We start from the raw sequence: 25,577 nt of genomic DNA on the forward strand, positions 1-25,577 counted from the left end.
TGCGCCACCCGCACGGATATGTGCGCGGCAGCACGCCGCGGTCGGCCCCGCATCAACGATGACGTCACATTTCGGAGCGTATGAGCAGGAATGCGGCGACGCGACCGGGGCGGGGTACGCGGGGTACGGGGCCCGAAGGGGAGGGGAACGCGTGACGCAGCGACCTGGGGGGACGGGTACGGAGATGAACTCGGACTCGGGCACGGGCCCGGACCCGGTGGAGCCGGAGCGGGCGACGACACCGGACGCGGCGCCGGAGGGCGCGGACGCCCCACCGGAGAAGGAGAGGAAACGGAGAGGACGGCCATGGGTGCGCAGAACGCGCCGCACGGCCCTGGCCGTCGTCCTGATCATCCTCCTCCCGGTCCTCGCCTCCCAGATCGCCCTGCGCGTCAACTACACGGGCGACCCGGCGGAGGGCACGTACACCAGGAACAAGGACGCGATCTGGCTCGGCCACGCCTGGGTCGACGGCCGCAAGAAGGACGCCGACGTCACCGCCCTCGTCCAGGACCTCGGGACCACCGGCATCCGCGACCTGTACGTCCACTCGGGCCCGCTGGAACACGACGGGACGCTTCCCAAGTCGGCGTATCCGCGGGCCCGTTGGTTCATCGACGCGATTCACCGCGCGGCCCCGGGCATCCGCGTCCAGGCCTGGCTGGGAGACGTCCTCGCGACGGAGAGCCCGGACGGCATGCGTCTGGGGCGCCCCGAGACCCGCGCGGCGATCGTCACCTCCACCCGCCAGATCCTCGCGACCGGCTACGACGGGGTCCACTTCGACCTGGAGCCCCTGCACTCCGACGACGGCGACTACCTGACCCTCCTGGACGACCTGCACGCCCTCACGCGCGCCCAGGACGCGCAGCTGTCGATCGCCGCCCACCAGATCGACCCGCTCCCGGGCTTCCACTCCTTCTGGGGCACGGTCGCCGGACACCCCAAGTGGTGGTCGCAGAAGTTCTTCGGCCAGGTGGCGCGCCGCGTCGACCAGATCGCGGTGATGTCCTACGACACGATGCAGCCGCTGGAGAGCACGTACGGGGGGTATGTGGCCCAGCAGACCTCGCTGGCGCTGGAGGTCACGCCCGAGTCCACGGACCTGCTGATGGGCATGCCCTTCTACCACGAGAACCGGTTCGGGCACTGGAATCACGCGGAGACGGTGGGGGCGGCGGTGCGGGGGGTGCGGTTGGGGTTGTCCCGGACGGATGCGGATCGGGCCAACTTCGGGGTTGCTGCGTACGTTGATTTCGCGGCGACGGAATCTGACTGGGCGGCTTACAGGTCCGGGTGGGTGCGGTAGTTGTCGATCTGCGGGTCGGTGGGGGCTGGTCGCGCAGTTCCCAGCGCCCCTATAGGGGCGCTGTAGCGCACCCTCGACGAGTTGGAACCCAAGGAGCCCGCCCATGACCCCCGCCCGCACCCCCCTCACCCGCGACGACCTCGCCCCTCTCGCCCGCGCCGCGACCGGTGGCCGTCGGGCCCTGATCGGCGTCGCTCGCCTCCGTGGCGGCTCCAAGAAGGGGGTCTACCGGCTGGTCTTCGACGACGACACGACCGCGATCGCCTACGTCTGGTCGCCGGAGGAGAACTACTGGGACCCGCAGCCCGCCGACCCGCGCGACCCCTTCCACGGCGCCGCCGGTCTCGCCGAGCTCACCGCTGCCCACGATCGCCTCGTCGCGGCCGGTGTCCGCACGCCCCGACTGCTGCACGCGGACGCCACGCGCACCCGTCTCCCGGCGGACGCGGCGGTCGTGGAGGACATGACCGGGGGCAGCCTGGAGGAGGCGATGGAGCGGGACCCGGTCGCGGGCCGCGCGGCCCTGGAGCGGCTGGCGGAGCAGCTCGCCGTGCTGCACGCGCACGAGGGGCCGGCCCTGGGCAAGGTGGTCCTCGTGGACGGTGGAGGCACCTCGTCCGCCCCGACCTGCGAGCAGCGCGTCACCGAGGGCGCTCTGCGCGACATCGACAGCAGCGTCGTACGGGACGAACGGATCGCCGCGGCGCGGGAGGACCTGGAGACGGCCGTGCGGGAGCTGTCCGCGGCGGTCCGGCCCCGTGCCCGGCACACGCTCATCCATGGTGAACTCGGCCCGGACCACGTCCTGCTGGACGCCGGGGGCAGGCCCGCCCTGATCGACGTCGAGGGGCTGATGTACTTCGACGTGGAGTGGGAGCACGTCTTCCTGGAGCTGCGCTTCCACGAGGCCTACGAGGTGCTGCGCGCCCCCGGCCTGGACGAGGACCGCCTGCGCCTGTACCGGCTGGCGATGCGGTTGTCGCTGGTGGCGGGACCGCTGCGGCTGCTGGACGGGGACTTTCCCGACCCGGGGTTCATGCGGGAGATCGCGGAGCACAACCTGCGCCGGGCACTGGAGCTGGCCGGACGTGGAGACCTGGCGTCGGCGACGTAAACATCCCGTGGCCCAGACGTCATGCGTGGTTCGTCTGTGGGGGCCCTTCCGTTGGTTGTGAGCCCGCTGTGGGCCCCCTACGGTCCAGCAGATGCGAGCGTTACTCACCAGCAAGGCCGCCCGACGCGCCCTGCGGCCGATAGCCGACCTCATCGATCAGCGCATAGAGCGCCATGTCCGCCGGGTCGTGGGCACCGCCCCGACCGCCCTGACCACCACGACCGGCACGCCGGACGCGGCGGCGCAGGAGGAGCTGAAGAAGCTGCGGGCCCGCCAGCGCCCTCTGGAGCTGTTCTTCGACGGCACCGGACGCGGCGCGTCCCGGCTGCCGTCCGGGCCCCACCTGAACCGCACGATCACCGAACTGGCGGAGGTGACCGGCGACCGGGACGGCGCCGAACGCAATGTCGCCCAGGCGTTCCGGCTGCTCATCGCGATGGAGGCGCTCGGCGTCGGCCGGATCGCCGGCGGCACGATGAACATCGTCGGCAAGCTGTCCGCCGTCCCGCTCCTCGACCCGCCGAACGACGAGGTGCTGGAGATCGGCACCCTGTACGGCATGTTCGGCGCGTCCCTGATCCGGATGCTGGAGCGGGCCGGACGCGCGCCGAGCCTGACGATCGTCGACCCGCTCGCGGGGACGCAGTTGCAGCCCGGCGCCACCATGGGCGACGACGCCTCCGGCACCCCGGTGAACGGGGCGGCGGTGCGCACCAACCTCGCCCTGGCGGGCGCGGCCGGTGCCGCCACCCGTATCCAGCAGGGTTTCTCCGAGGACCCCGAGGTGCGCGCCCTGGTCTCCGACCGGTCCTACGGCGTGGTCATCGTGGACGGCGACCACTCCGCCGCCGGTGTCGCGGCCGACCTGGAGTGGGCCGAGCAGATCGTCGCGCCCGGCGGCATCGTGGTCCTGGACGACTTCGGGCACCCCAAGTGGCCGGGGATCAAGGAGGCGTTCGAGAAGCACATGGCCGGCGACACCCGGTTCACCTTCCTCGGCCAGGTGGCGCACTCGGGGTACCTGAGGGCGGCCTCGGCCTGAGCGGCGGCCTCAGCCCGACGAACCCCGTCGCAGGATCTTGTCACCGAGCCAGACGAGCGGGTCGTACTTGCGGTCCACGGCCCGCTCCTTCAACGGGATCAGCGCGTTGTCGGTGATCTTGATGCCCTCGGGGCACACCTCCGTACAGCACTTGGTGATGTTGCAGTAGCCGAGACCGTGCTCGTCCTGCGCCGTCTTCTTGCGGTCGAGCCCGGTCTCCCCGGCCGCGTCCAGCGGGTGCATGTCCAGCTCCGCCACCCGCATCAGGAAACGCGGCCCGGCGAAGGCCGGCTTGTTCTCCTCGTGGTCCCGGACCACATGGCAGGTGTCCTGGCACAGGAAGCACTCGATGCACTTGCGGAACTCCTGAGACCGGTCCACGTCCTCCTGCATCATCCGGTACTCGCCGGGACCCAGCTTCTCCGGCGGCACGAACGCGGGCACCTCGCGCGCCTTGGTGTAGTTGAAGCCGACGTCCGTGACGAGATCGCGGACCACGGGGAAGGCACGCAGGGGAGTGACGGTGATCGTCTCCTCGCGCGAGAACACCGACATCCGGGTCATGCACATCAGCCGGGGCCGCCCGTTGATCTCGGCGGAGCACGAACCGCACTTGCCCGCCTTGCAGTTCCAGCGCACGGCGAGGTCGGGGGTCTGGGTGGCCTGGAGGCGGTGGATGATGTCGAGGACCACCTCGCCGTCGTTGACCTCGACCTTGAAGTCCTCCAGGCCGCCGCCCTCCGCGTCCCCCCGCCACACCTTGAAGTGGGCGTCGTAGCTGCTCATTCGTACAGCTCCTCTTCGGTGAGGTACTTGACCAGCTCCTCCTTGTCGAAGAGGGCGAGCAGGTCGGCGCGGACGGGTTCGGTGGTCTCGCGGGTGAGGTCGATCTGGCCGCGCACCGGATCGGTGGCCGCCAACCCGCCCGTGGGGTCGGTCAGTCGGCAGATCAGATTGATACGGCGCCAGTCGCGGTCCATCGTCGGGTGGTCCTCGCGGGTGTGGCCGCCGCGCGACTCGGTGCGCTCCAGCGCGGCTCGGGCCACGCACTCGCTGACCAGCAGCATGTTCCTGAGGTCCAGGGCCAGATGCCAGCCCGGGTTGAACTGACGGTGGCCCTCGACTCCGGCCCGCCGGGCCCGCACCCGCAGGTCGGCGAGCTTCTCCAGGGCCTGCTCCATCTCGGCCTCGCGGCGGATGATGCCGACCAGGTCGTTCATGGTCTGCTGGAGTTCCTGGTGGAGGGTGTACGGGTTCTCGGGCGGCTTCCCGTCCTCCTCGCCCGGTGCCGGACCCTCGGCGGAGAACGGCCGCAGGGCCTCGGCGGACGCCGCGTCGATCTGGGTGTCGTCCACGACGGGGCGACCGCCCGCGAGGCCCGTCGCGTACTCGGCGGCGTGCCAGCCGGCCCGGCGCCCGAACACCAGCAGGTCGGAGAGCGAGTTGCCGCCGAGCCGGTTCGAGCCGTGCATGCCACCGGCCACCTCGCCGGCCGCGTACAGTCCGGGCACCCCGCGCGCGGCGGCCGTGTCGGACTCGACCGCGATACCGCCCATCACGTAGTGACAGGTCGGCCCGACCTCCATCGGCTCCGCGGTGATGTCGACGTCCGCCAGCTCCTTGAACTGGTGGTACATCGACGGCAGCCGGCGCCGGATGACCTCGGCGGGCATCCGTGTCGACACGTCCAGGAACACCCCGCCGTGCGGGGAGCCGCGGCCCGCCTTCACCTCCGCGTTGATGGCCCTGGCCACCTCGTCGCGGGGGAGCAGCTCGGGGGGACGCCGGTTGTGGTCCGGGTCCTCGTACCAGCGGTCGCCCTCGTCCTCCGACTGCGCGTACTTCTCCTTGAAGACGTCCGGGATGTAGTCGAACATGAACCGCTTGCCCTCGGAGTTCCTCAGCACCCCGCCGTCGCCGCGCACCGACTCCGTGACGAGGATGCCCTTCACCGACGGCGGCCAGACCATGCCCGTCGGATGGAACTGCACGAACTCCATGTTCAGCAGCGGGGCCCCCGCGAGCAGCGCCAGCGCGTGCCCGTCCCCGGTGTACTCCCACGAGTTCGACGTCACCTTGAAGGACTTGCCGATGCCGCCGGTCGCGATCACCACGGACGGGGCCTGCAGGACGAAGAAACGGCCCGTCTCACGGTCGTAGGCGAAGACGCCCGAGACGCGCGAGCCGTCTTTGAGGATCCGGGTGACCGTGCACTCCTGGAAGACCTTCAGACGGGACTCGTAGTCGCCGGTCTCGCGGTGGTCCTCCTGCTGGAGCGAGACGATCTTCTGCTGGAGCGTGCGGATGAGTTCGAGGCCGGTGCGGTCGCCGACGTGGGCGAGGCGCGGGTACTCGTGTCCGCCGAAGTTGCGCTGCGAGATCCGGCCGTCCTTCGTACGGTCGAAGAGGGCGCCCCAGGTCTCCAGCTCCCACACCCGCTGCGGGGCCTCCTGGGCGTGCAACTCGGCCATCCGCCACTGGTTGAGGAACTTGCCGCCGCGCATGGTGTCGCGGAAGTGGACCTGCCAGTTGTCGCCGGAGTTCACATTGCCCATCGCGGCCGCGATGCCGCCCTCGGCCATCACCGTGTGCGCCTTGCCGAACAGCGACTTGCAGATCACGGCCGTCCGGGCTCCGCGCTCACGGGCCTCGATCGCGGCCCGGAGCCCGGCGCCTCCCGCGCCGACCACGACGACGTCCCACTCCTGCCGGTCGACCACGGACATCAGAACAACCTCGGATCGTCGAAGGCGCCGGAGGCGACCAGGTACACGTAGAAGTCGGCGAGCGCCACGCTCACCAACGAGGCCCAGGCGAGCGCCATATGACGGGCATTCAGCTTCCCGACCAGCTGCCAGGCCTTGTACCGCACGGGATGCTTGGAGAAGTGCTTGAGCTTGCCGCCGACGATGTGCCGGCAGGAGTGGCAGGACAGGGTGTACGCCCAGATCAGCACGATGTTGACCAGGAAGACCAGGGTGCCGAGGCCCATGTGGCCCCACGCGTAGTGCTCGTCGCGGAAGGCGAGCACGGTGTCGTAGGTCAGGATCCCGGCGACGACGATCGCGGCGTAGAAGAAGTACCGGTGGATGTTCTGGAGCACCAGCGGGAAGCGGGTCTCACCCGTGTACTTCTTGTGCGGCTCGGCCACCGCGCAGGCCGGGGGCGAGGCCCAGAAACCCCGGTAGTAGGCCTTGCGGTAGTAGTAGCAGGTCAGCCGGAATCCGAGCGGGAAGATCAGGATGATGATCGCGGGCGAGATGCCCCACCAGCTCCCGAAGATCTCCCAGTTGGGCCCGTGCCGCATCGGCTCGCAGCGCTCGGCCAGGCACGGGGAGTAGAACGGCGACACATAGGGGGCCGCGTAGTAGTCGGTGTCGGCGAAGGCCCGCCAGGTCGAGTACACGATGAAGGCGAGCAGCCCGGCGGCCGTGGCGGCCGGCGCCAGCCACCAGCGGTCGGTGCGCAGGTGCGGGGCGTCGATCGCGGCGCGCGTAGTGGTCCGTACGCCGCCGCGCGATGGATGGGGATCTTCTGTGGCTGGAGGTTCCGTACCAGTGGCCAATTCTTGACTCCGGTCGGGTCGGGACTCCGGACGGCTCTACGGGGCGCGACGGTCCCGGGCGCCGAGTCCCTCGTCGTCCGAGTCCGTCCACAGCGTGTTGTCGTACGGGGTGTCGGGGATCGATACGAGCTCGGGGCGCCGGGGTTTGGCGGGCCCGGCGTCGGCCTCCCGCAGCAGCGCGAGGCTCTCGCGCAGGCGGTCGGCGTCCGCACGGACGCGGCGCATCTCCAGGCCGCCGCTGCCCAGCTGCTGCTCCAGGCGTTTGACGTACCGCAGCAGTTCGTCGAGTGAGCGTTGGGCTGACGTCAGTTCGTCGTGCACGGACATGACGTGACCTCACTTCCGTGGGCGGCGTCGCCCTGGACGGGAACGGTCATGCGCCTGCGAGTGTTGCGCGTCACACCTGCCGGTGGGAAGGGACGTGCACGGATTGGCGGATCGTGAGCCTCCGTGCGCGCCCCCGTGTGCCGGACGTTGCGCCGCACGGGTGGGCTTCCGGGCCCTTCCCGCCGTGTTGCCGTCGCCTGCCGAACCCTTTCCTCTTCAGTGGCCGCATACATCTGATCAGCTCCATATACCCCCAAACGTGATCATAACTCCCGCTCGCGCAGGCGGCAGCCCCTGGAGGTAGCAGAGATGTCCCACGACGGCGTCACACTGCGCGCGATCACGCGCTCGGTCGCCTTCCTGACCGCGGGCGCGCTCGCGGTGCCGGCGGTCACCGGCTGCGGTTCCGAGGACCCGGCGGGCAAGCCCCTCGCGGGCCAGGACATCGCGCCCGCCGCCCGCGCCCTGGTCGCCGACGGCGGCACGCTGCGCTGGGCGGTGGACGCCGTACCGGAGACGCTGAACACGTTCCAGGCGGACGCGGACGCGGCGACCGGCCGGATCGCGCAGGCCGTACTGCCGTCGATGTACCGGTTGGACCGCAACGGCCGGCCGGAGCGCAACCCCGACTACCTGGAGTCGGCGAAGGTCGTCGAGACCGAGCCCAAGCAGGTCGTGCTGTACAAGCTGAACCAGCAGGCCGTGTGGAGCGACGGCCGGGAGATCGGCGCCGCCGACTTCGCCGCCCAGTGGCGTGCCCTGTCCGGCAAGGACACCGCGTACTGGACCGCCCGCAACGCCGGCTACGACCGCATCGAGCGGATCGAGCGCGGCTCGAACGACCTGGAGGTCCGGGTCACCTTCCAGCGGCCCTACGCGGACTGGCGCTCGCTGTTCTCCCCGCTGTACCCGAAGGACGTCATGGGCACCCCGGACTCCTTCAACGACTCCGCCAGGAAGAAGCTGAAGGTCACCGCCGGGCCGTTCGCCGTGACGAAGGTCGACCACAAGGGCGACGAGGTCGTCCTCGCCCGCAACCCGCGCTGGTGGGGCCACCCCGCGAAGCTGTCCGAGATCGTGCTGCGCGCCGTACCGCGCGACGAGCGGGCCGAGGCGCTGGCCGCCGGGAAGATCGACCTGGCCGAGATCGATCCCGAGTCCGCCGGGCGCGTCACCCTCGCCGGCCGGGCCAAGGGCACCGCCACCCCGCTCCAGGGCCCGGACTCCGCCAAGGCCCTGCGCTCCTGGGCCGTCGCCCACGGCTCCGACGAGGAGGCCGCCGACGAGGAGATCACCGCACGCGAGCAGCGGCGCCGGGAGATCGTCCGGTACGAGCGTCAGCAGCGGGCCCTTCAGGGCTTCGAGGTCCGCAAGTCCCTGGAGCCCGCCTACACCCAGCTGGCCCTGAACGGCGCCGACGGTCCGCTCGCCGACGAGCGGGTGCGCCGGGCCGTGGCCCGGGCCCTGGACCGCGAGGAACTGGCCAAGATCGTCCTCAAGCCGCTCGGCCTGCCCGCCGTGCCCGTCGGCAGCCACCTCGCCCTGTCCGGCCAGGCCGCCTACGCCGACAACAGCGGGGCGCTCGGCGGCCAGGACACCGCGGAGGCGCGGGCGCTGCTCGCGGACGCGGGGTGGGTGCTCGGCGGCCCGGTCGAGAAGGAGAAAGCGAAGAAGAAGGGGGAGAAGGCGGCCGGCGGGAAGGGCGAGAAGGCCGGCTCCGAGAGCTCCGAGAAGGCCGGCTCCGAGAAGGGGTCGGCCGGTGGCGACGAGGGCACGTACATCGTCGGCGAGGACGACAAGGGGCCCGGGGACGAGGAGGGCGCCGGCAAGCACCTCGCCCAGGACGGCAAGCAGTACGCCAACAAGCTGAAGCAGGGTGGGGCCCCCGGCGCCTACGCCCCCAAGGGCACCCCCGCCCCCGCCGGTGCCGCGGCCGGTCCGCTCGCCAAGGACGGCAAGCCGCTCACCCTCCGCTTCGTGCTCCCCTCGGGCCCGGGCTCCCGGACCCTGAACACGGTCGCCGACCGCATCACCCGCATGCTGCGCAAGGTCGGCATCCGCACCGAGATCTCCAAGGTCGAGGACGAGAGCTACTTCAAGGACCACATCGCCTCCGGCCAGTACGACCTCGCCCTGTACTCCTGGCCCGCCTCCGCCTTCCCCGCGACCGACGCCCGCCCGATCTTCGCCAAGCCGGTGCCGGCCGCCGACGGCTCCCTGAACGTCGAGCAGAACTACACCCGCGTCGGCACCGACCAGGTCGACCAGCTCTTCGACCAGGCCGCCGCCACGCTCGACGAGGGGGAGAGCAAGGGGCTCATCCGCAAGGCCGACGCCCGTATCTGGGCCGCCGCCGGGTCCATCCCCCTCTACCAGCGCCCCCAGCTCACCGCCGTCCGCAAGGACCTCGCCAACGTCGGAGCGTTCGGCTTCCGGACCCCTGTCTACGAGGACATGGGCTACCTGAAGAAGGGCGCGAAGCCGGGGCCGGGCGGATCCGCCGCGGCCTCCTCCTCCGCCTCGGCCGGCTGACCGGAACTGAAAACGCTTGCCATCAACGCCCGGTGCCCCCACCATGAACCTGACAGTGATCATGGTGCGGACGCCGGGCGCGGCCGTGCGACGGGGGAAGGACGCCGACGGATGCGCGGCATCACACGGAGGACCGGTGCGGCGGGGCTGGCCGCGGTGGCACTGGCGGCGGCGCTGACCGCCTGCACTGGTGGCGAGGGCAAGCGCGACAGCCGGAGCAGCGGCAAGGGCGACAAGGGCGCGGTCGTGAAGGCCTGCGCGGACGGGAACTTCACCTGGTCCGACGTCAAGAAGACGGACCGGCTGACCGGTGTCTCCGAGGTCGAGTCGTTGGGCGAGGGCGGCGGCAGGCTGACGATGCGGCTGGAGCGGGTGTACACGCCGCGGCCGTCGGTCAGGACCACGGGACCGGCCGTCTCCTCGGCGGAGGTCCTCTTCTCGCTGGGCAAGAAGATCGGTGAGATCAAGACCGACGCCCGCACCCTTGCGGAGGCGGACGGCGAGACGTGGAGCTTCACCGATGTGAACGTCAAGGCCCCGGACATCAACGACGGCGCCACCGAGACCGACGGCGCCGGAAGGTTCGTGCACTTTGCCGGGGTGCGGGAAGTCACAGGAGACTTCAGTTACGCCTGCCCGGGCGGCAGGACCACAACAGGTCACGCGCGGACCTGGCAGGTCGATATCACCGGTGTCCTCGCATGCGACGAGCGGGCGGGTGACTCCGACCTCGCCGCCCAGGCCGCCCGGCGCTCCTGCGAGGAGGGGTCCCCGGCCACCCAGGACGCCTGACCCCACCCGCCCGGCGAGCCACCGCGGCAGCGGCCCCGTACCATGGGGTGAGGCCGTGGCATGTTCCGCCCGGCAGGGTCCGCGTACCACCGACGTACGCAGCAGGGCCGTCCTCACACTCCGGGAGAACGCCGCAATATGGCCACGCGCCACGACATCCGCAACGTCGCCATCGTCGCCCACGTCGACCACGGCAAGACGACCCTTGTCGACGCCATGCTGAAGCAGGCCGGTGCCTTCGCGGCGCACGCCGCAGAGTCGCTCGACGACCGAATGATGGACTCGAATGACCTGGAGCGTGAGAAGGGCATCACGATCCTGGCCAAGAACACGGCGGTGAAGTACCACCCCAAGGACGGCGGCGAAGTCGTCACGATCAACATCATCGACACCCCCGGCCACGCCGACTTCGGTGGTGAGGTCGAGCGCGGTCTGTCGATGGTGGACGCGGTCGTGCTGCTGGTCGACGCCTCCGAGGGCCCGCTGCCGCAGACCCGTTTCGTGCTGCGCAAGGCGCTCCAGGCCCGCCTGCCCGTCATCCTGTGCATCAACAAGACGGACCGCCCCGACTCGCGCATCGACGAGGTCGTGAACGAGGCGTACGACCTCTTCCTCGACCTCGACGCCGACGAGGACCAGATCGAGTTCCCCATCGTCTACGCCTGTGCGCGGGACGGTGTGGCCTCACTGACCAAGCCGGAGGACGGCACCGTCCCGGCCGACAGCGACAGCCTGGAGCCGTTCTTCTCCACGATCCTGTCGCACGTCCCGGCTCCGGAGTACGACGAGGAGGCCCCGCTCCAGGCGCACGTCACGAACCTGGACGCCGACAACTTCCTCGGCCGTATCGCGCTGCTCCGGGTCGAGCAGGGCGAGCTGCGCAAGGGCCAGACCGTCACCTGGATCAAGCGTGACGGCACGATGTCCAACGTCCGCATCACCGAGCTGCTGATGACCGAGGCGCTCACCCGCAAGCCCGCCGAGATGGCGGGCCCCGGCGACATCTGCGCCGTCGCGGGTATCCCGGACATCATGATCGGCGAGACCCTCGCCGACCCCGAGAACCCGATCCCGCTGCCGCTCATCACGGTCGACGAGCCCGCGATCTCGATGACCATCGGCACCAACACCTCGCCGCTGGTCGGCCGCGGCGGCACCGGCAAGGGGGCGGAGAACAAGGCCGCGGTCAAGGACCGCAAGGTCACCGCCCGTCAGGTCAAGGACCGCCTCGACCGTGAGCTCGTCGGCAACGTCTCGCTGCGGGTGCTCGACACCGAGCGTCCGGACGCCTGGGAGGTCCAGGGCCGTGGGGAGCTCGCGCTCGCCATCCTGGTCGAGCAGATGCGCCGCGAGGGCTTCGAGCTGACCATCGGCAAGCCGCAGGTCGTCACCAAGGAGGTCGACGGCAAGGTCTACGAGCCCGTCGAGCGCATGACCATCGACGTGCCCGAGGAGCACATGGGCGCGGTCACGCAGCTCATGGGTGTCCGCAAGGGCCGTATGGACAACATGTCGAACCACGGCTCCGGCTGGGTGCGCATGGAGTTCGTCGTGCCGTCCCGCGGTCTCATCGGCTTCAGGACCGAGTTCCTGACCGGCACGCGTGGCACCGGCATCGCGCACTCCATCCACGAGGGCCACGAGCCGTGGTTCGGCACGCTGACGACCCGTAACAACGGCTCGCTGGTCGCCGACCGTGCCGGTGCCGTCACCGCCTTCGCGATGACGAACCTCCAGGAGCGCGGCGTGCTGTTCACGGAGCCGGGCACCGAGGTGTACGAGGGCATGATCGTCGGTGAGAACTCGCGCTCCGACGACATGGACGTGAACATCACCAAGGAGAAGAAGCTCACGAACATGCGGTCGTCCTCGGCCGACTCCTTCGAGGCGATCGTCCCGCCGCGCAAGCTCTCCCTGGAGCAGTCCCTGGAGTTCTGCCGCGACGACGAGTGCGTGGAGGTCACCCCGGAGGCCGTGCGCATCCGCAAGGTGAACCTGGACGCCCGCGAGCGCGCCCGCGCCGCGAGCCGCGCCAAGCACGGCTGATTCCGGCACCCGCCGGGCCACCGGGCACCTTCGCCGTCATGGCGGGGGTGCCCGTCGCCGTCGTGGACGGCATAGGGAAAACCCTTCAATTGCCTCGGCGACCCCGCACCGGCGTGCCGTGCGCACTACCCTGCTGCGGGAGTGGCTTGTCCGACGGCTGTGCGGCGTGTGTTCGCGAGCTGTGCCGTCGGTGCCGGGGCCCGCGCCCCCTCGGACCGGCGAACGGCCTTGCCGCAGCGGCCTGTTGAAGGACCGTCACGCAGAGCCACCGGCTCTGGTGCACCGCGCGTGTGCACCGGGCGGAGTGAGTACGGCCGCCACGGTACGCGCAACTGGTTTTCTCCCCTCTCTCCGTCCGGAATGCGGACACCTGATCCCGATAGATGTGTAACAAGTCCGTTTCGCAGGGATCTTTCGGCAAACCGTTTGTCCGGATTTTGGAAGAAGTAGGCGGCAGGTGTGATCGAACCGAGACCTTAGGGGTGTGGTTCGGTCATGGTGCATGGCAGATAGTTAGGCGCGTAGAGCTCGGATCAACGGGTCGTTCGCTGTCAGGCGGCGGCGGTCCGCGAGCGCGGGGGCACCTGAACCTTTCCGGCTACCGGCGACGGGCGGTGGACGGTTGTGTGTCATGTGCTCCCCTTTGCGGTGAACCAATGGACTCATGAGGAGGAACCCATGCGCGGTGCCAAGAGCGCCAAGTGGGTCGCGATAGCGGCGGTTGTGGCTCTGGGCGCGACCGCTTGCGGCGGGGGAAGCAGCGACAGCGGCGACGACAGCAAGGCAGCGATCGACCCGAACGGCAAGTTCTCGATCGAGGTCGGCGAACCGCAGAACCCGCTGCAGCCGGCGAACACCATGGAGTCCAACGGCAGCATCGTGACGCGCGCCCTGTTCACCGGGCTCGTGGACTATGACTCGAGCGGCAAGATCGTCTACATGAACGCTCAGTCGGTCGACAGCAAGGACAACAAGACCTTCACGGTCAAGCTGAAGCCCGGCTGGAAGTTCCACGACGGCACCCCGGTGACCGCCGAGTCCTACGTCAAGGCGTGGAACTGGGCCGCTGCCCCGGCCAACAAGCAGACCAACAGCTTCTGGTTCTCGGACATCCAGGGCTACGCCGACGTCGCCCCCGAGAAGGGCAAGCCCAAGGCCACCGAGATGTCCGGCCTGAAGGTCGTCGACGACAACACCTTCACCATCACCCTCACCAGCCCGATCCCGTACTTCGTGTACAAGCTGGGCTACGAGGTCTTCTCGCCGCTGCCGGAGTCCTTCTACAAGGACCCGAAGGCCGCGGGCGAGAAGCCGGTCGGCAACGGCCCCTACAAGTTCGTCAGCTGGGACCACAAGAAGTCCATCGAGGTCGCCCGCTACGACGACTACCAGGGCTCGAACAAGGCCAAGAACGGTGGTGTGATCTTCAAGAACTACACCAACCTGGAGACGGCCTACGAGGACCTGAAGTCCGGCAACGTCGACGTCCTGCGTCAGCTCGCGCCGCGTGACCTTCCGGTCTACAAGGCAGACCTCGGCGACCGTGCCGTGGACCAGGCCTACTCCGCGGTGCAGACGATCGCCCCGGCCTTCTACACCAAGCAGTGGAAGGGCATCGACCCGAAGGTCCTGCAGGGCCTGTCGATGGCGATCGACCGGAACACCATCACGAAGACCGTGCTCCAGGGCACCCGTGAGCCCGCCACCGGCTGGGTCGCCAAGGGCGTTCTCGGCTACCAGCCGAGCCTGGGCACCGACATCTTCACGTACGACCCGGCCAAGGCCAAGAAGCTCATCCAGGAGGGTGGCGGCGTCCCGGGCAACAAGATCTCCATCCAGTTCAACGCGGACGGCGGTCACAAGGAGTGGGTGGAGGCCGTCTGCGGCTCCATCACCAAGGCCACCGGCGTCGCCTGCACCGGCGACTCCAAGGCCGACTTCCAGGCCGACCTCCAGGCGCGCGACGCGCAGGAGGTCAAGTCGATGTACCGCTCCGGCTGGGTGCTCGACTACCCGTTCAACGCCAACTTCCTCCGCGACCTGTTCGGCACCAAGTCGTCCGGCAACCAGAGCGGCTTCTCCAACAAGGAGATCGACACTCTGATCACGCAGGCCGACGCCGCCAAGACGCAGGAGGAGTCGGAGAAGCTGTACCAGGAGCTCGAGAAGAAGCTCCCCGAGTACATGCCGAGCATTCCGCTCTGGTACTACAAGGTCAACGCGGGCTACTCGGAGAAGGTCACCGGCGTCAAGTACGCCCAGGACGGCGACCCGATCCTGACCGGCGTTCAGGTCAAGAAGTAACCGCTACGGACCGTTGTCCCGGGCGCGGCGCGACCGCGCCCGGGGAACGGCAGCGGCCGGGGGGCCCTTTCCACACGCATCTTCAGGTGGTGCGCGAGGAAAGGGCCCGTCGGCTGCCGCTGCCGTGACTGACATGGAGGCACGATGGGGCGCTACGTCGCACGACGACTGCTCCAGATGATCCCGGTGTTCATCGGGACAACCCTGCTGATCTTTCTCATGGTCTACGCCCTGCCCGGTGACCCCGTGCGCGGCCTCTTCGGCGACAAGGCCGGCAGCCCGCAGGTCATCGCGGCGCTGAGACATGAGTACGGCCTGGACCAGCCGATCCTGGTGCAGTACTGGAACTACATGAAGGACATGATCCTTCACGGCGACTTCGGCACACAGATCGCCAGTGGCCGTCCCGTCACGGAGGTGCTGGGCGACGCCTTCCCGGTGACCATGCGTCTGGCGTCTCTCGCCTTCGCCATCGAGGTCGTCCTGGGCATCGCCCTGGGTGTGGTGGCGGGCCTGCGCGCCGGCCGGCTCACCGACAACGTGGTCCTCCTGATCACGCTGCTGTTCATCTCGGTCCCGGTCTTCGTCCTCGGCTTCATCGCCAAGCTGGTCTTCGCCGAGCAGCTCGGCTGGATGGACCCGAACGTCAACGACTCGACGGACTACGGCCAGTTGCTGATGCCGGCGATCGTCCTGGCGACCGCGTCACTGGCCTATGTGACGCGGCTGACCCGGACCTCGATCGCCGAGAACCGGCGCGCGGACTACATCCGCACCGCGATCGCCAAGGGTCTGCCGAAGAGCCGTGTGGTGGGCGTCCACCTCATGCGCAACTCGATGATCCCGGTGATCACCTACCTGGGCACCGACATCGGTGCGCTGATGGGCGGCGCCGTCGTCACCGAGGGCCTGTTCAACATCCAGGGTGTGGGCGGCACGATCTACGAGTCCCTGGTGCGCCGCGAGGGCACCACGCTGGTCGGCCTGGTGACGATCCTCGTCCTCATCTATCTCCTTGCCAACCTGCTCGTCGACCTGCTCTACGCGGTCCTTGACCCGAGGATTCGCTATGCCTGACGTGACCAAGACCGACGTCAAGACCGACGCGGCGGACCCGGTGGGAGCGGCACCCGTGGCGAAAGCCGCCGAGTCCAAACCGGAGAAGTCCCGCAGCCTGTGGGGCGACGCCTGGGCAGACCTGCGCCGCAGCTGGATCTTCATCGTCTCCAGCGTGCTGATCTTCTTCCTGCTGCTGATCACCTTCTTCCCCGGCTGGTTCACCAGCGCGCAGCCGGTCCTCGGTGACCTGTCCAACCACTACCTCCAGAAGCCCAAGCTGGGGGAGGTCGGCTCGCCCGACTGGCTCGGCTACGACCAGCAGGGCCGCAGCGTGTACGCCCGTGTCATCTACGGCACCCGGGCCTCCGTGGCGGTCGGCTTCGGCACCACCATCCTGGTCACCCTCGTGGGCAGCCTGGTCGGCATGATCGCCGGGTACTTCGGCGGGATCGTCGACTCGATCCTGTCGCGGCTGACGGACGTCTTCTTCGGCATCCCGTTCCTGCTCGGCACCATGGTCGTGCTGAACTCCTTCCCGGAGCGCACCACCTGGGTGGTCATCGGCGCCCTGGGCTTCTTCGGCTGGACGCAGATCTCCCGCGTGATGCGCGGTGCGGTGATCACCACCAAGCAGTCCGACTACGTCCAGGCCGCCAAGGCGCTGGGCGCGAGCACCCCGCGGATCATGTTCCGGCACATCCTGCCGAACACCATGGCCCCGGTGATCGTCGTCGCCACCATCTCGCTCGGTGTCTACATCGCCGCCGAGGCCACGCTGTCGTTCCTGGGCCTCGGCCTCAGTGGCGTGTCGTGGGGCAACGACATCTCCGACGGCGGCAACTCGATCCGTGTCGCCCAGTGGATCATGCTCTATCCGTCGATCATGCTCAGCATCACGGTGCTGGCATTCATCATGCTCGGTGAGGCCGTACGCAACGCCCTCGACCCGAAGATGCGCTGAGGGAGGCGTACGTGACGATCATCGAAGAAACAGCCGTACCCTCGCCGCGCGAGGGCGACGGCGGCCCGCTGCTCGAAGTGCGGGACCTGCACGTCGAGTTCCACACCCGCGAGGGCGTGGTCCGGGCGGTCAACGGCGTCAACTACAACGTGCACGCGGGCGAGACGCTCGCCGTGCTCGGTGAGTCGGGCTCCGGCAAGTCCGTGACCGCGCAGGCGATCATGGGCATCCTCGACATGCCGCCGGCGAAGATCCCGCAGGGCGAGATCCTCTTCCGCGGCGAGGACATGCTCAAGATGTCCGGTGAGGACCGCCGCAAGATCCGCGGCCGCCGGATCGCCATGATCTTCCAGGACGCGCTCAGCTCGCTGAACCCGGTGCTCTCCGTGGGCTACCAGCTCGGCGAGATGTTCCGCGTCCACCAGGGCCTGTCCAAGAAGGACGCCAAGGCCAAGGCGATCGAGCTGATGGACCGGGTGAAGATCCCGGCCGCCGCGGCCCGGGTCAACGACTACCCGCACCAGTTCTCCGGCGGTATGCGCCAGCGCATCATGATCGCCATGGCACTGGCCCTGGAGCCGGACCTGATCATCGCCGACGAGCCCACCACGGCTCTCGACGTGACGGTCCAGGCCCAGGTCATGGACCTGCTCGCGGAGCTCCAGCGCGAGTACAACATGGGTCTCATCCTGATCACCCACGACCTCGGCGTCGTCGCCGACGTCGCGGACAAGATCGCGGTGATGTACGCGGGCCGGATCGTGGAGCGCGCCCCGATCCACGAGCTGTACAAGCGCCCCGCGCACCCGTACACGCGGGGTCTGCTGGACTCGATCCCGCGCCTGGACCAGAAGGGCCAGGAGCTCTACGCGATCAAGGGCCTGCCGCCCAACCTGCTGCACGTGCCGACGGGTTGCGCCTTCAACCCGCGCTGCCCCAAGGCCCAGGACATCTGCCGTACGGACGTCCCGGACCTCTTCCCGGTCACCGAGCGGGACGGCGGCGAGCTGCCCGGCCGCGCCTCGGCGTGCCACTTCTGGAAGGAGACGATCCATGGCTGAGCTCAGCAAGAACGACGAGCCGCAGGACGCCACGCCGAACGTCTCCGACGTCGAGGTCGTGGACGCCCACTCCGAGACGGAGGCGGTGGCCGCGATCGAGGCGCCCGTGGAGCGCGGTGAGCCGATCCTCCAGGTGCGCAACCTGGTGAAGCACTTCCCGCTCACCCAGGGCATCCTGTTCAAGAAGCAGATCGGCGCGGTCAAGGCCGTCGACGGTGTCTCCTTCGACCTGTACCAGGGCGAGACCCTGGGCATCGTGGGCGAGTCCGGCTGCGGCAAGTCCACCGTCGCCAAGCTGCTGATGAACCTGGAGCGGGCCACCGCCGGCGAGATCTTCTACAAGGGCCAGGACATCACCAAGCTGTCCGGGCGCGCGATGAAGGCGGTCCGCCGGAACATCCAGATGGTGTTCCAGGACCCGTACACCTCGCTCAACCCCCGTATGACGGTGGGCGACATCATCGGCGAGCCCTTCGACATCCACCCCGAGGTGGCCCCGAAGGGCGACCGCCGCAAGCGCGTCCAGGAGCTCCTGGACGTCGTCGGCCTCAACCCGGAGTACATCAACCGGTACCCGCACCAGTTCTCCGGTGGTCAGCGCCAGCGCATCGGCATCGCCCGCGGCCTGGCCCTGAACCCCGAGATCATCATCTGCGACGAGCCGGTGTCGGCCCTGGACGTGTCCGTCCAGGCGCAGGTCATCAACCTGATGGAGCGACTCCAGGACGAGTTCAACCTCTCCTACATCTTCATCGCCCACGACCTGTCGATCGTCCGGCACATCTCGGACCGCGTCGGCGTGATGTACCTCGGCAAGATCGCCGAGATCGGCACCGACGAGCAGATCTACGACCACCCGACGCACCCCTACACCCAGGCGCTGCTGTCGGCGGTCCCGGTGCCCGACCCGGAGGCCCGCGAGGGCCGCGAGCGGATCATCCTCTCCGGTGACGTCCCCTCCCCGGCCAACCCGCCCTCCGGCTGCCGCTTCCGCACCCGCTGCTGGAAGGCCGAGGACAAGTGCGCCAACGAGGTGCCGCTCCTCGCGATCCCCGAGCGCTTCAAGACCTCGGACACCCCGGCCGCCCACGAGTCGGCCTGCCACTTCGCCGAGGAAAAGGACGTCGTCCACGCGGCCTGACGCCTTGCGCCACGGTTCCCGGCACCCTCACGGGGGTGCCGGGAACGGTGTTTCCAGGACCGAGGAAGGCACAGAAGGAACATGCTGCACCACGTGGAGCTGTGGGTCCCCGACCTGCCGAGGGCGGCGGGGGAGTGGGGCTGGCTGTTCGACCGGCTCGGCTGGACGCCGTACCAGGAGTGGGAGCGGGGGCGGAGCTGGCGGCGCGGGCGGACGTACGTCGTCGTGGAGCAGTCCCCGGCGATGAGCGGCGAGCGGCACGACCGCACACGGCCCGGCCTCAACCACCTCGCGTTCCACGCGGGTTCCCGGGACGAGGTCGACGCGCTCGCCGGGGCCGCCCCCGCACACGGCTGGCTGCCCCTGTTCGCCGACCGCTACCCGCATGCGGGCGGGCCGGATCACTACGCCGCCTATCTGGCCAACTCGGACGGCTTCGAGGTGGAACTGGTCGCCGAGGTCACGCCCTGATCGTCGCCCGAGCCCAATGACAAGCCACCTGTGCCTCCCCGCCCCCCGACAACACCCCGGGATCCTCGCCCCGGCAGGCGCTCGCCACCCCCGCTCGCTCCGCCTCCCCGCCCGCGAGTACCTGGCAGCGGGCGTGGAAGCGGCAGCCGGAGGGGATGCGGGAGGGGTCGGGGGGTTCGCCGGTGAGGACGACGGGGGCCTCGGGGGCCTCGGGGAGCACCGACAGCAGGGCCTGGGTGTAGGGGTGGCGGGGTGAGGTCAGGATCTGCTCGACATCACCCGTCTCCACGATCCGGCCGAGGTACATCACCGCGACCCGGTCGGCGATGTTCCAGGCCAGACCCAGGTCATGGGTCACCACCAGTGCCGACAGGCCCAGTTCGTCGCGGAGGCGGAGGAGGAGGGCCAGGATCTCGCCGCGTACGGAGGCGTCCAGGGAGGCCACCGGCTCGTCGGCGACGAGGAGTTCCGGTTCCAGGACCAACGCGCCCGCGATGACGACCCGTTGACGCTGACCGCCGGACAGCTCGTGCGGGTAGCGCAGGAAGAAGCGCTCCGGGGGACGGAGGCCCGCCCGGGAGAGGGCCTCGGACACCGCTGCCCGTTCGTCGCCGCCGTAGCCGTGGATACGCAGGCCCTCGGCGACCGCGTCGTACACCGTGTGCCGTGGGTTCAGTGACCCGGACGGGTCCTGGAGGACCAGTTGGACGCGCCGGCGGTACGCCTTGAGCGCGCGGGAGGTGTAGTCGAGCGGGCGGCCGTCGAAGACCACCCGGCCCTCCGTCGGCGGCACCAGTCCCAGCAGCGACCGCGCCAGGGTCGTCTTGCCGCAGCCCGACTCGCCGACCAGGGCCACGATCTCGCCGGGCCGGATGTCGAGGTCGACACCGTCGACGGCCCGGGCGGGCGGCGCGCCGCGCCGGCCCGGGAAGGTGATGTGGAGGCCTTCCACGCTCAGGAGGGTCATGGGGTGCTGCTCCTCGCCGCTTCCGCCTCGGGGGCGCCGGACGCCTCGTACACGTGCACACAGGCCGCCCGTCGGCCCGCGCCCGCCTCCCGCAGCGCCTGGTCGTCCTGGGAGCAGGAGTCCAGGGCCACCGGGCAACGCGGATGGAAGGCGCAGCCGGAGGGTACGGACACCGGGTCCGGTGGGTCACCGGGCAGGCCGCGCGGGGCGAACCGGGACGCGGGGTCGCCGATGCGCGGGAACGCCTCCGACAGGGCCTTGCCGTACGGGTGCAGGGCATCGTCGTAGACCTGACGGGCGGGGCCCTCCTCTACCACGCGTCCCGCGTACATGACCGCGAGGCGGTCGCAGGTGTCGGCGAGGACGGCCAGGTCGTGACTGATCATGATCAGGGCGAGGTCCTGGTCCGAGACCAGTCCCTCGATCAGGCGCAGGATCTGGGCCTGGATCATCACGTCGAGCGCGGTGGTCGGCTCGTCGGCGATGATCAGGCCCGGGTCGCAGGCCAGGGCCATGGCGATCATCACGCGCTGGCGCTGGCCACCGGAGAGTTCGTGCGGATACGACGACGCCCTCGCCGCCGGCAGCCCCACCTGCTCCAGCAGCTCACCCGCCCGCTTCTTCGCTCCCGCCGGTGTCGCCTTCCGGTGCAGAAGGATCGGCTCGGCGATCTGGTCGCCCACGCGGTGCACGGCGTTGAGGGAGTGCATCGCGCCCTGGAAGACGATGGAGGCGCCGGCCCAGCGGACCGCCCGCACCCGGCCCCACTTCATCGCCAGCACGTCCTCACCGTTCAGAAGGATCTCCCCGGTGACCCGGGTGCCGGAAGGCAGCAGCCGTAGCAGCGCCAGCGCCAGCGTGGACTTGCCGCAGCCCGACTCACCCGCGATGCCGAGCTTCTCCCCGGCCGCCAGGGACAGGTTCACACCCCGCACCGCGGCCGCCCCGCCCGGGTACGTCACCTCCAGGTTCCTGACGTCGAGGAGACTCAACGCGCCACCCCCAGCCTGGGATTGAGGACCGACTCCACCGCGCGCCCGCACAGCGTGAACGCCAGCGCCACCACCGCGATCGCGATGCCCGGCGGCACCAGGTACCACCAGTCGCCCGCGCTGACCGCTCCGGCCTCCCGCGCGTCCTGGAGCAGCCCGCCCCAGGACACCACCGTGGGGTCGCCGAGCCCGAGGAAGGCGAGCGTCGCCTCGGCGAGGATCGCGGAGGAGATGATCAGCGTGGTCTGGGCGAGGACCAGCGGCATGACGTTGGGCAGGACGTGCCGGCTCATGATGTGCCCGTGCCCGCCGCCCAGCGCCTTCGCCCGCTCGATGTACGGCCGTGACTCCACCGCCAGCGTCTGCGCCCGCACCAGCCGGGCCGTGGTCGGCCAGGTGGTGACACCGATCGCCAGGACGATCGTGCCGAGGGAACGGGACATCACCGTCGCGAGGGCGATGGCCAGCACCAGCGTCGGCATGACCAGGAACCAGTCCGTGATCCGCATGATCACCGTGGCGTACCGGCCGCGGAAGTGCCCGGCGGTGATGCCGATGAACGCCCCGATCGCCACCGACAGCACGGCCGCGAGCAGCCCGACGAGCAGCGACACGCGGGCGCCCCAGATGAGCAGGCCGAGCAGACTGCGCCCGAACCGGTCGGTGCCGAGCGGGAACTCGCCGCTCGGGCTCTCCAGCGGCTGCCCGGGCGCCCGGGTCACGCTCTGCACGTCGGAGCCGACGGTCAGCGGCGCGGTGAGCGCGAGCAGCGCGAACAGGGCAAGGGTGGCGAGCCCGAAGAGGCCCGCGCGATGGGTGCGGTACTGCTTCCAGAAGCGCGCGGCCGAGTGGCGCCTGCGCTGCCAGGCGAGGGCGCGCGGACTGGCAGCCGTTTCTGTCGTCATCGGCCCACCCTCGGGTCGAGCAGCGGATACACGAGGTCGGCCACGGTGTTCATCACGATCACCGCCGCGGCGAAGAAGAAGAACAACCCCTGCACCAGGGGCAGGTCCGGCACGCTCAGTGCCTGGTAGAACAGCCCGCCGAGCCCCGGCCAGGAGAACACGGTCTCGACCAGGATCACACCCGCGACCGTCCGCCCGAGGTTGACGAAGACCAGCGTCACGGTCGGCAGCAGCGCGTTCGGCACGGCATGCCGGCGCCGGACCAGGTCGTCCCGGAGTCCCTTGGCGCGGGCGGTGGTCAGATAGTCGCCGCCCATCTCGTCCAGCAGCGCCGAGCGGGTGACCAGCAGGGTCTGGCCGTACTCGACCGCGACCAGCGTGATCACCGGCAGGATCAGATGGTGGGCGACGTCGAGGACGTAGGCGAATCCCTCCTCGCCGCCCGACTCCATGCCGCCGGTCGGGAAGAGGCCCGGGATCGGGCCGATGCCGACGGAGAACACGATGATGAGCAGCAGGCCCAGCCAGAAGGAGGGGACGGAGTACAGGGTCAGCGCCAGGCCCGTGTTGAGCTTGTCCCCGAGCCCGCCGTGCCGCCAGGCCGCGCGGGTGCCCAGGAAGATGCCGAGGGCGGTGTAGAGGACGAACGCCGTGCCGGTCAGCAGCAGCGTGTTCGGCAGCGCCTCGGTGATCTTGTCGAGGACCGGGGCGCGGAACTGGTACGAGGTGCCGAGGTCACCGGTGAGCGCCTTGCCGCAGTAGTCGGTGAACTGCTGCCACACCGGCAGGTCGAGCCCGAACTCCCTTCGGTACGCGGCCAGTTGCTCGGCGGACACCGGGCGGCCGCCGGTCATGGTCTTGACCGGGTCGCCCGGGATCAGCCGGAACAGGAAGAAGCCGGTGACCAGGACGGCGAGCAGGGAGACGGCGGCACCGCCCACCTTCCCGGCGCCGTAGCGGAGATAGGCCGGGCCGGACGTGCGGCGGGCCGCCGGTTCCGTGAGAACCGGAGGAGCGGCGGCCTTCTGGAGGCTACTCACGGTCGTCGGCGGTGGCCCTGCGGCGCATCGCGAAGAACAGTCCGGCACCCACGAGGACCGCCGCTCCCACGGCGCCGCCGATGACGACACCGGTCGAGGAGGAGTCGTCGGATGAGCCGCCGGAGTCCGCCGGGACGGCCGACCACCAGCTCCAGTAGCCGTCCTGGCCGTAGATGTTGCCCGCCCCGCTCGGCATGGTCCGGATCGACTTGATCTGGTCGGTGCGGTAGGCCTCGACAGCGTTCGGGTACGCCATGACGTTCATGTACCCCAGGTCGTACAGCCGCGACTCCATCTGCTGGACGATCGCCGCCCGTTTGGCGGGGTCGTACTCGGCGAGCTGGCGGGCGTACAGGTCGTCGTACCGCTTGTCGCAGATGAAGTTGTCGGTGGCTCCGGTGTCCTTGGGGGTGGCGGGCAGGGCCGCGCAGGTGTGGATGGACAGGACGAAGTCCGGGTCGGGGTTGACGGACCAGCCGTCGAAGGCGAGGTCATAGGTGCCGGCGAGCCAGGGGTCGGAGACGTTGTCCAGGCAGTCGAGGCGTACGCCGATGCCGAGCTTGCCCCACCACTCCTTCAGGTACTGGCCGACCGCCTTGTCGTTGGGGTCGGTGGCGTGGCACAGGACGCGGTAGGTGATCGGCCTGCCGTCCTTGCCGAGGCGTTCGCCGGCGCTGTTCTTCCTGTAGCCCGCCCGGTCGAGGAGGGCCGCCGCCTGCTCGGGGTCGTAGGCGAGTTCCTGGCTCGCCGAGGGCTTGAAGAAGTACTGCGAGAAGCGGGGCGGGATGTAGCCCTGGCCCTCGACGGCGTGGCCCTGGAAGACCTTGTCGATGATCGTCTTGCGGTCCACGGCCATGAACAGGGCGTGCCGGACCCGCTGGTCCAGCAGGGAGGGGTGGCCGTCACCGAACTTCTGGCCGTTCCTCGCCTTGGCGCCGGGGTTGGTGGCGATGGCGTAGAAGCGGCGGCCGGGGGCGTCGTTGACCTTGATGTCGTCCGCGTTCTTCAGGGAGGCGGCCTGGGCGGGGGTCAGCGCCGGCTGGCCCGCGACGAAGGAGACCTCGCCCTTGCGCAGGGCGGCGACGGCCGCGTCCTGGTCCTTGTAGTAGCGGAAGACCAGCTCGTCGAACTTGGGCGCCCCGCGCCAGAAGCCCTTGTTGGCCTTGAGCCGGACGTAGCTGTCGGCCTTGTAGTCGGTGAGGACGAACGGGCCGTTGCCGACGATGGGGAACTTCTTGTCGTTGTTGAACTCGGAGAAGTCGCCGACCTTCTCCCAGACGTGCTTGGGCACGATCGGCACGTCGAGTGCGGTCATCGTGGCCTGCGGTTTCTTCAGCTTGATGACCAGCTGGGTGGGGCTGGGCGCGGTGACCTTCTCGAAGTTGGCGACGAAGCTGCCGTTGGCGGTGGCGGCGCCCTCGTCGGTCATCATCTTGGTGAAGGTCCAGGCGGCGTCCTCGGCGGTGGCCCGCTGTCCGTCGGACCACTTGGAGTTCGAGCGGATCGTGTAGGTCCAGGTCAGCTTGTCCGGGGACGACTCCCACTTGGTGGCCAGGCCCGGGACGGCGTGGGCGTCCTTGGGGTCGTAGTTGGTCAGATATTCGTACGTCAGCCGGTGGATGCTGGTGCTGAGCAGCCGGCTGGCGAGGAACGGGCTGAGCGAGTCGACGCTCTGGGCGACGGCGACCGTGAGGACCTTGTCGCCGTCCGCGGCGGCGGCCTGCCGGGGGGCCGGGTCGAGCGGGGTCGCGAGCCCGGCCGAGAACACCAGGGCGGCGGCACCGGCGGTGGCGACGAGCCGGACCGTGCGGGGTCGTGATCGCGGGCCCTTCGGGCCCCTGCCGTGGACGTGTGTGCTCATGGGTCGTGACCTCGCGTCATCGCTCGCACAGAAACGGCTTGTCGGACTGCTGGATCGGACCTGGGGCCGGTGATTGATGAGTGTGTCT

The 25,577-nt window shown here is 69.7% G+C and carries 21 protein-coding genes; 12 read left to right on the forward strand and 9 right to left on the reverse strand.

Annotated features, from left to right (window positions below):
- The first annotated feature begins 184 nt into the window (after positions 1 to 184).
- The 3 genes from K4B79_RS12500 (at position 185) to K4B79_RS12510 (ending at position 3,465) form a co-directional block, all read left to right on the forward strand.
- Complete coding sequence (locus K4B79_RS12500) at positions 185 to 1,309, forward strand: glycosyl hydrolase family 18 protein (RefSeq protein WP_232026591.1); 1,125 nt, start codon at positions 185 to 187, stop codon at positions 1,307 to 1,309.
- 103 nt (positions 1,310 to 1,412) lie between these two features.
- Positions 1,413 to 2,423: a phosphotransferase family protein gene (locus K4B79_RS12505; protein WP_232026592.1), complete on the forward strand. Its 1,011-nt coding sequence runs from the start codon at positions 1,413 to 1,415 to the stop codon at positions 2,421 to 2,423.
- A gap of 91 nt (positions 2,424 to 2,514) precedes the next feature.
- Entirely contained in the window at positions 2,515 to 3,465 is a 951-nt protein-coding gene (locus K4B79_RS12510; RefSeq protein ID WP_232026593.1) for a class I SAM-dependent methyltransferase, read from the forward strand.
- 9 nt (positions 3,466 to 3,474) lie between these two features.
- Here the strand turns inward: K4B79_RS12510 and K4B79_RS12515 are convergent, their stop codons facing one another.
- Genes K4B79_RS12515 through K4B79_RS12530 form a run of 4 tightly spaced genes read right to left on the reverse strand, consistent with a single transcriptional unit; the run spans position 3,475 to position 7,357 of the window.
- On the reverse strand, positions 3,475 to 4,251 hold the full coding sequence (locus K4B79_RS12515; RefSeq protein WP_232026594.1) for a succinate dehydrogenase/fumarate reductase iron-sulfur subunit: 777 nt from the start codon (positions 4,249 to 4,251) through the stop codon (positions 3,475 to 3,477).
- Positions 4,248 to 6,191, reverse strand: a complete 1,944-nt coding sequence (locus K4B79_RS12520) for a fumarate reductase/succinate dehydrogenase flavoprotein subunit (RefSeq protein ID WP_232026595.1) — start codon at positions 6,189 to 6,191, stop codon at positions 4,248 to 4,250. Before K4B79_RS12520 ends, K4B79_RS12515 begins: the two co-directional genes overlap by 4 nt.
- On the reverse strand, positions 6,191 to 7,030 hold the full coding sequence (locus K4B79_RS12525; protein WP_232026596.1) for a hypothetical protein: 840 nt from the start codon (positions 7,028 to 7,030) through the stop codon (positions 6,191 to 6,193). Before K4B79_RS12525 ends, K4B79_RS12520 begins: the two co-directional genes overlap by 1 nt.
- Positions 7,031 to 7,066: 36 nt before the next feature.
- Positions 7,067 to 7,357, reverse strand: a complete 291-nt coding sequence (locus tag K4B79_RS12530) for a hypothetical protein (protein WP_232026597.1) — start codon at positions 7,355 to 7,357, stop codon at positions 7,067 to 7,069.
- A gap of 309 nt (positions 7,358 to 7,666) precedes the next feature.
- Between K4B79_RS12530 and K4B79_RS12535 the strand changes: the two genes are divergently transcribed.
- From K4B79_RS12535 to K4B79_RS12575, 9 genes are all read left to right on the forward strand, one after another.
- Positions 7,667 to 9,889 carry an ABC transporter family substrate-binding protein gene (locus K4B79_RS12535; RefSeq protein ID WP_232026598.1) on the forward strand — a complete coding sequence of 741 codons (2,223 nt, stop codon included), beginning with the start codon at positions 7,667 to 7,669 and terminating at the stop codon, positions 9,887 to 9,889.
- 111 nt (positions 9,890 to 10,000) lie between these two features.
- Positions 10,001 to 10,681, forward strand: coding sequence for a hypothetical protein (locus tag K4B79_RS12540; RefSeq protein WP_232026599.1), 681 nt, complete (start codon positions 10,001 to 10,003; stop codon positions 10,679 to 10,681).
- Between the two features lie 138 nt (positions 10,682 to 10,819).
- Positions 10,820 to 12,727, forward strand: coding sequence for a translational GTPase TypA (gene typA, locus K4B79_RS12545; RefSeq protein WP_232026600.1), 1,908 nt, complete (start codon positions 10,820 to 10,822; stop codon positions 12,725 to 12,727).
- 678 nt (positions 12,728 to 13,405) lie between these two features.
- Positions 13,406 to 15,031: a peptide ABC transporter substrate-binding protein gene (locus K4B79_RS12550; RefSeq protein ID WP_232026601.1), complete on the forward strand. Its 1,626-nt coding sequence runs from the start codon at positions 13,406 to 13,408 to the stop codon at positions 15,029 to 15,031.
- A gap of 144 nt (positions 15,032 to 15,175) precedes the next feature.
- Positions 15,176 to 16,108 (forward strand): ABC transporter permease, encoded by a 933-nt coding sequence (locus K4B79_RS12555; RefSeq protein ID WP_232026602.1) that lies wholly within the window; start codon positions 15,176 to 15,178, stop codon positions 16,106 to 16,108.
- Positions 16,101 to 17,051, forward strand: coding sequence for an ABC transporter permease (locus tag K4B79_RS12560; RefSeq protein WP_232026603.1), 951 nt, complete (start codon positions 16,101 to 16,103; stop codon positions 17,049 to 17,051). Before K4B79_RS12555 ends, K4B79_RS12560 begins: the two co-directional genes overlap by 8 nt.
- A gap of 11 nt (positions 17,052 to 17,062) precedes the next feature.
- The gene (locus K4B79_RS12565; protein WP_232026604.1) at positions 17,063 to 18,112 is read left to right on the forward strand and encodes an ABC transporter ATP-binding protein; all 1,050 of its coding nucleotides are present in this window, start codon (positions 17,063 to 17,065) and stop codon (positions 18,110 to 18,112) included.
- Positions 18,105 to 19,253: an ABC transporter ATP-binding protein gene (locus tag K4B79_RS12570; RefSeq protein ID WP_232026605.1), complete on the forward strand. Its 1,149-nt coding sequence runs from the start codon at positions 18,105 to 18,107 to the stop codon at positions 19,251 to 19,253. Before K4B79_RS12565 ends, K4B79_RS12570 begins: the two co-directional genes overlap by 8 nt.
- Positions 19,254 to 19,334: 81 nt before the next feature.
- Positions 19,335 to 19,724, forward strand: coding sequence for a VOC family protein (locus tag K4B79_RS12575; protein ID WP_232026606.1), 390 nt, complete (start codon positions 19,335 to 19,337; stop codon positions 19,722 to 19,724).
- Here K4B79_RS12575 and K4B79_RS12580 read toward each other — a convergent pair.
- From K4B79_RS12580 to K4B79_RS12600, 5 genes are read right to left on the reverse strand one after another with little or no spacing between them, the layout of a single operon-like run.
- On the reverse strand, positions 19,714 to 20,691 hold the full coding sequence (locus tag K4B79_RS12580) for an ABC transporter ATP-binding protein (RefSeq protein WP_232026607.1): 978 nt from the start codon (positions 20,689 to 20,691) through the stop codon (positions 19,714 to 19,716). The two genes, K4B79_RS12575 and K4B79_RS12580, sit on opposite strands and share 11 nt — an antisense overlap.
- On the reverse strand, positions 20,688 to 21,683 hold the full coding sequence (locus tag K4B79_RS12585; protein WP_232026608.1) for an ABC transporter ATP-binding protein: 996 nt from the start codon (positions 21,681 to 21,683) through the stop codon (positions 20,688 to 20,690). Before K4B79_RS12585 ends, K4B79_RS12580 begins: the two co-directional genes overlap by 4 nt.
- Positions 21,680 to 22,588 carry an ABC transporter permease gene (locus K4B79_RS12590; RefSeq protein ID WP_232026609.1) on the reverse strand — a complete coding sequence of 303 codons (909 nt, stop codon included), beginning with the start codon at positions 22,586 to 22,588 and terminating at the stop codon, positions 21,680 to 21,682. Before K4B79_RS12590 ends, K4B79_RS12585 begins: the two co-directional genes overlap by 4 nt.
- Complete coding sequence (locus K4B79_RS12595; RefSeq protein ID WP_232026610.1) at positions 22,585 to 23,628, reverse strand: ABC transporter permease; 1,044 nt, start codon at positions 23,626 to 23,628, stop codon at positions 22,585 to 22,587. The genes K4B79_RS12590 and K4B79_RS12595 overlap by 4 nt, the downstream gene beginning before the upstream one ends.
- Entirely contained in the window at positions 23,621 to 25,489 is a 1,869-nt protein-coding gene (locus tag K4B79_RS12600; RefSeq protein ID WP_232026611.1) for an ABC transporter substrate-binding protein, read from the reverse strand. The genes K4B79_RS12595 and K4B79_RS12600 overlap by 8 nt, the downstream gene beginning before the upstream one ends.
- Between the last annotated feature and the right edge of the window lie 88 nt (positions 25,490 to 25,577).

The organism is Streptomyces lincolnensis, from assembly GCF_021173675.1.
GTDB lineage: Bacteria > Actinomycetota > Actinomycetes > Streptomycetales > Streptomycetaceae > Streptomyces > Streptomyces lincolnensis_B.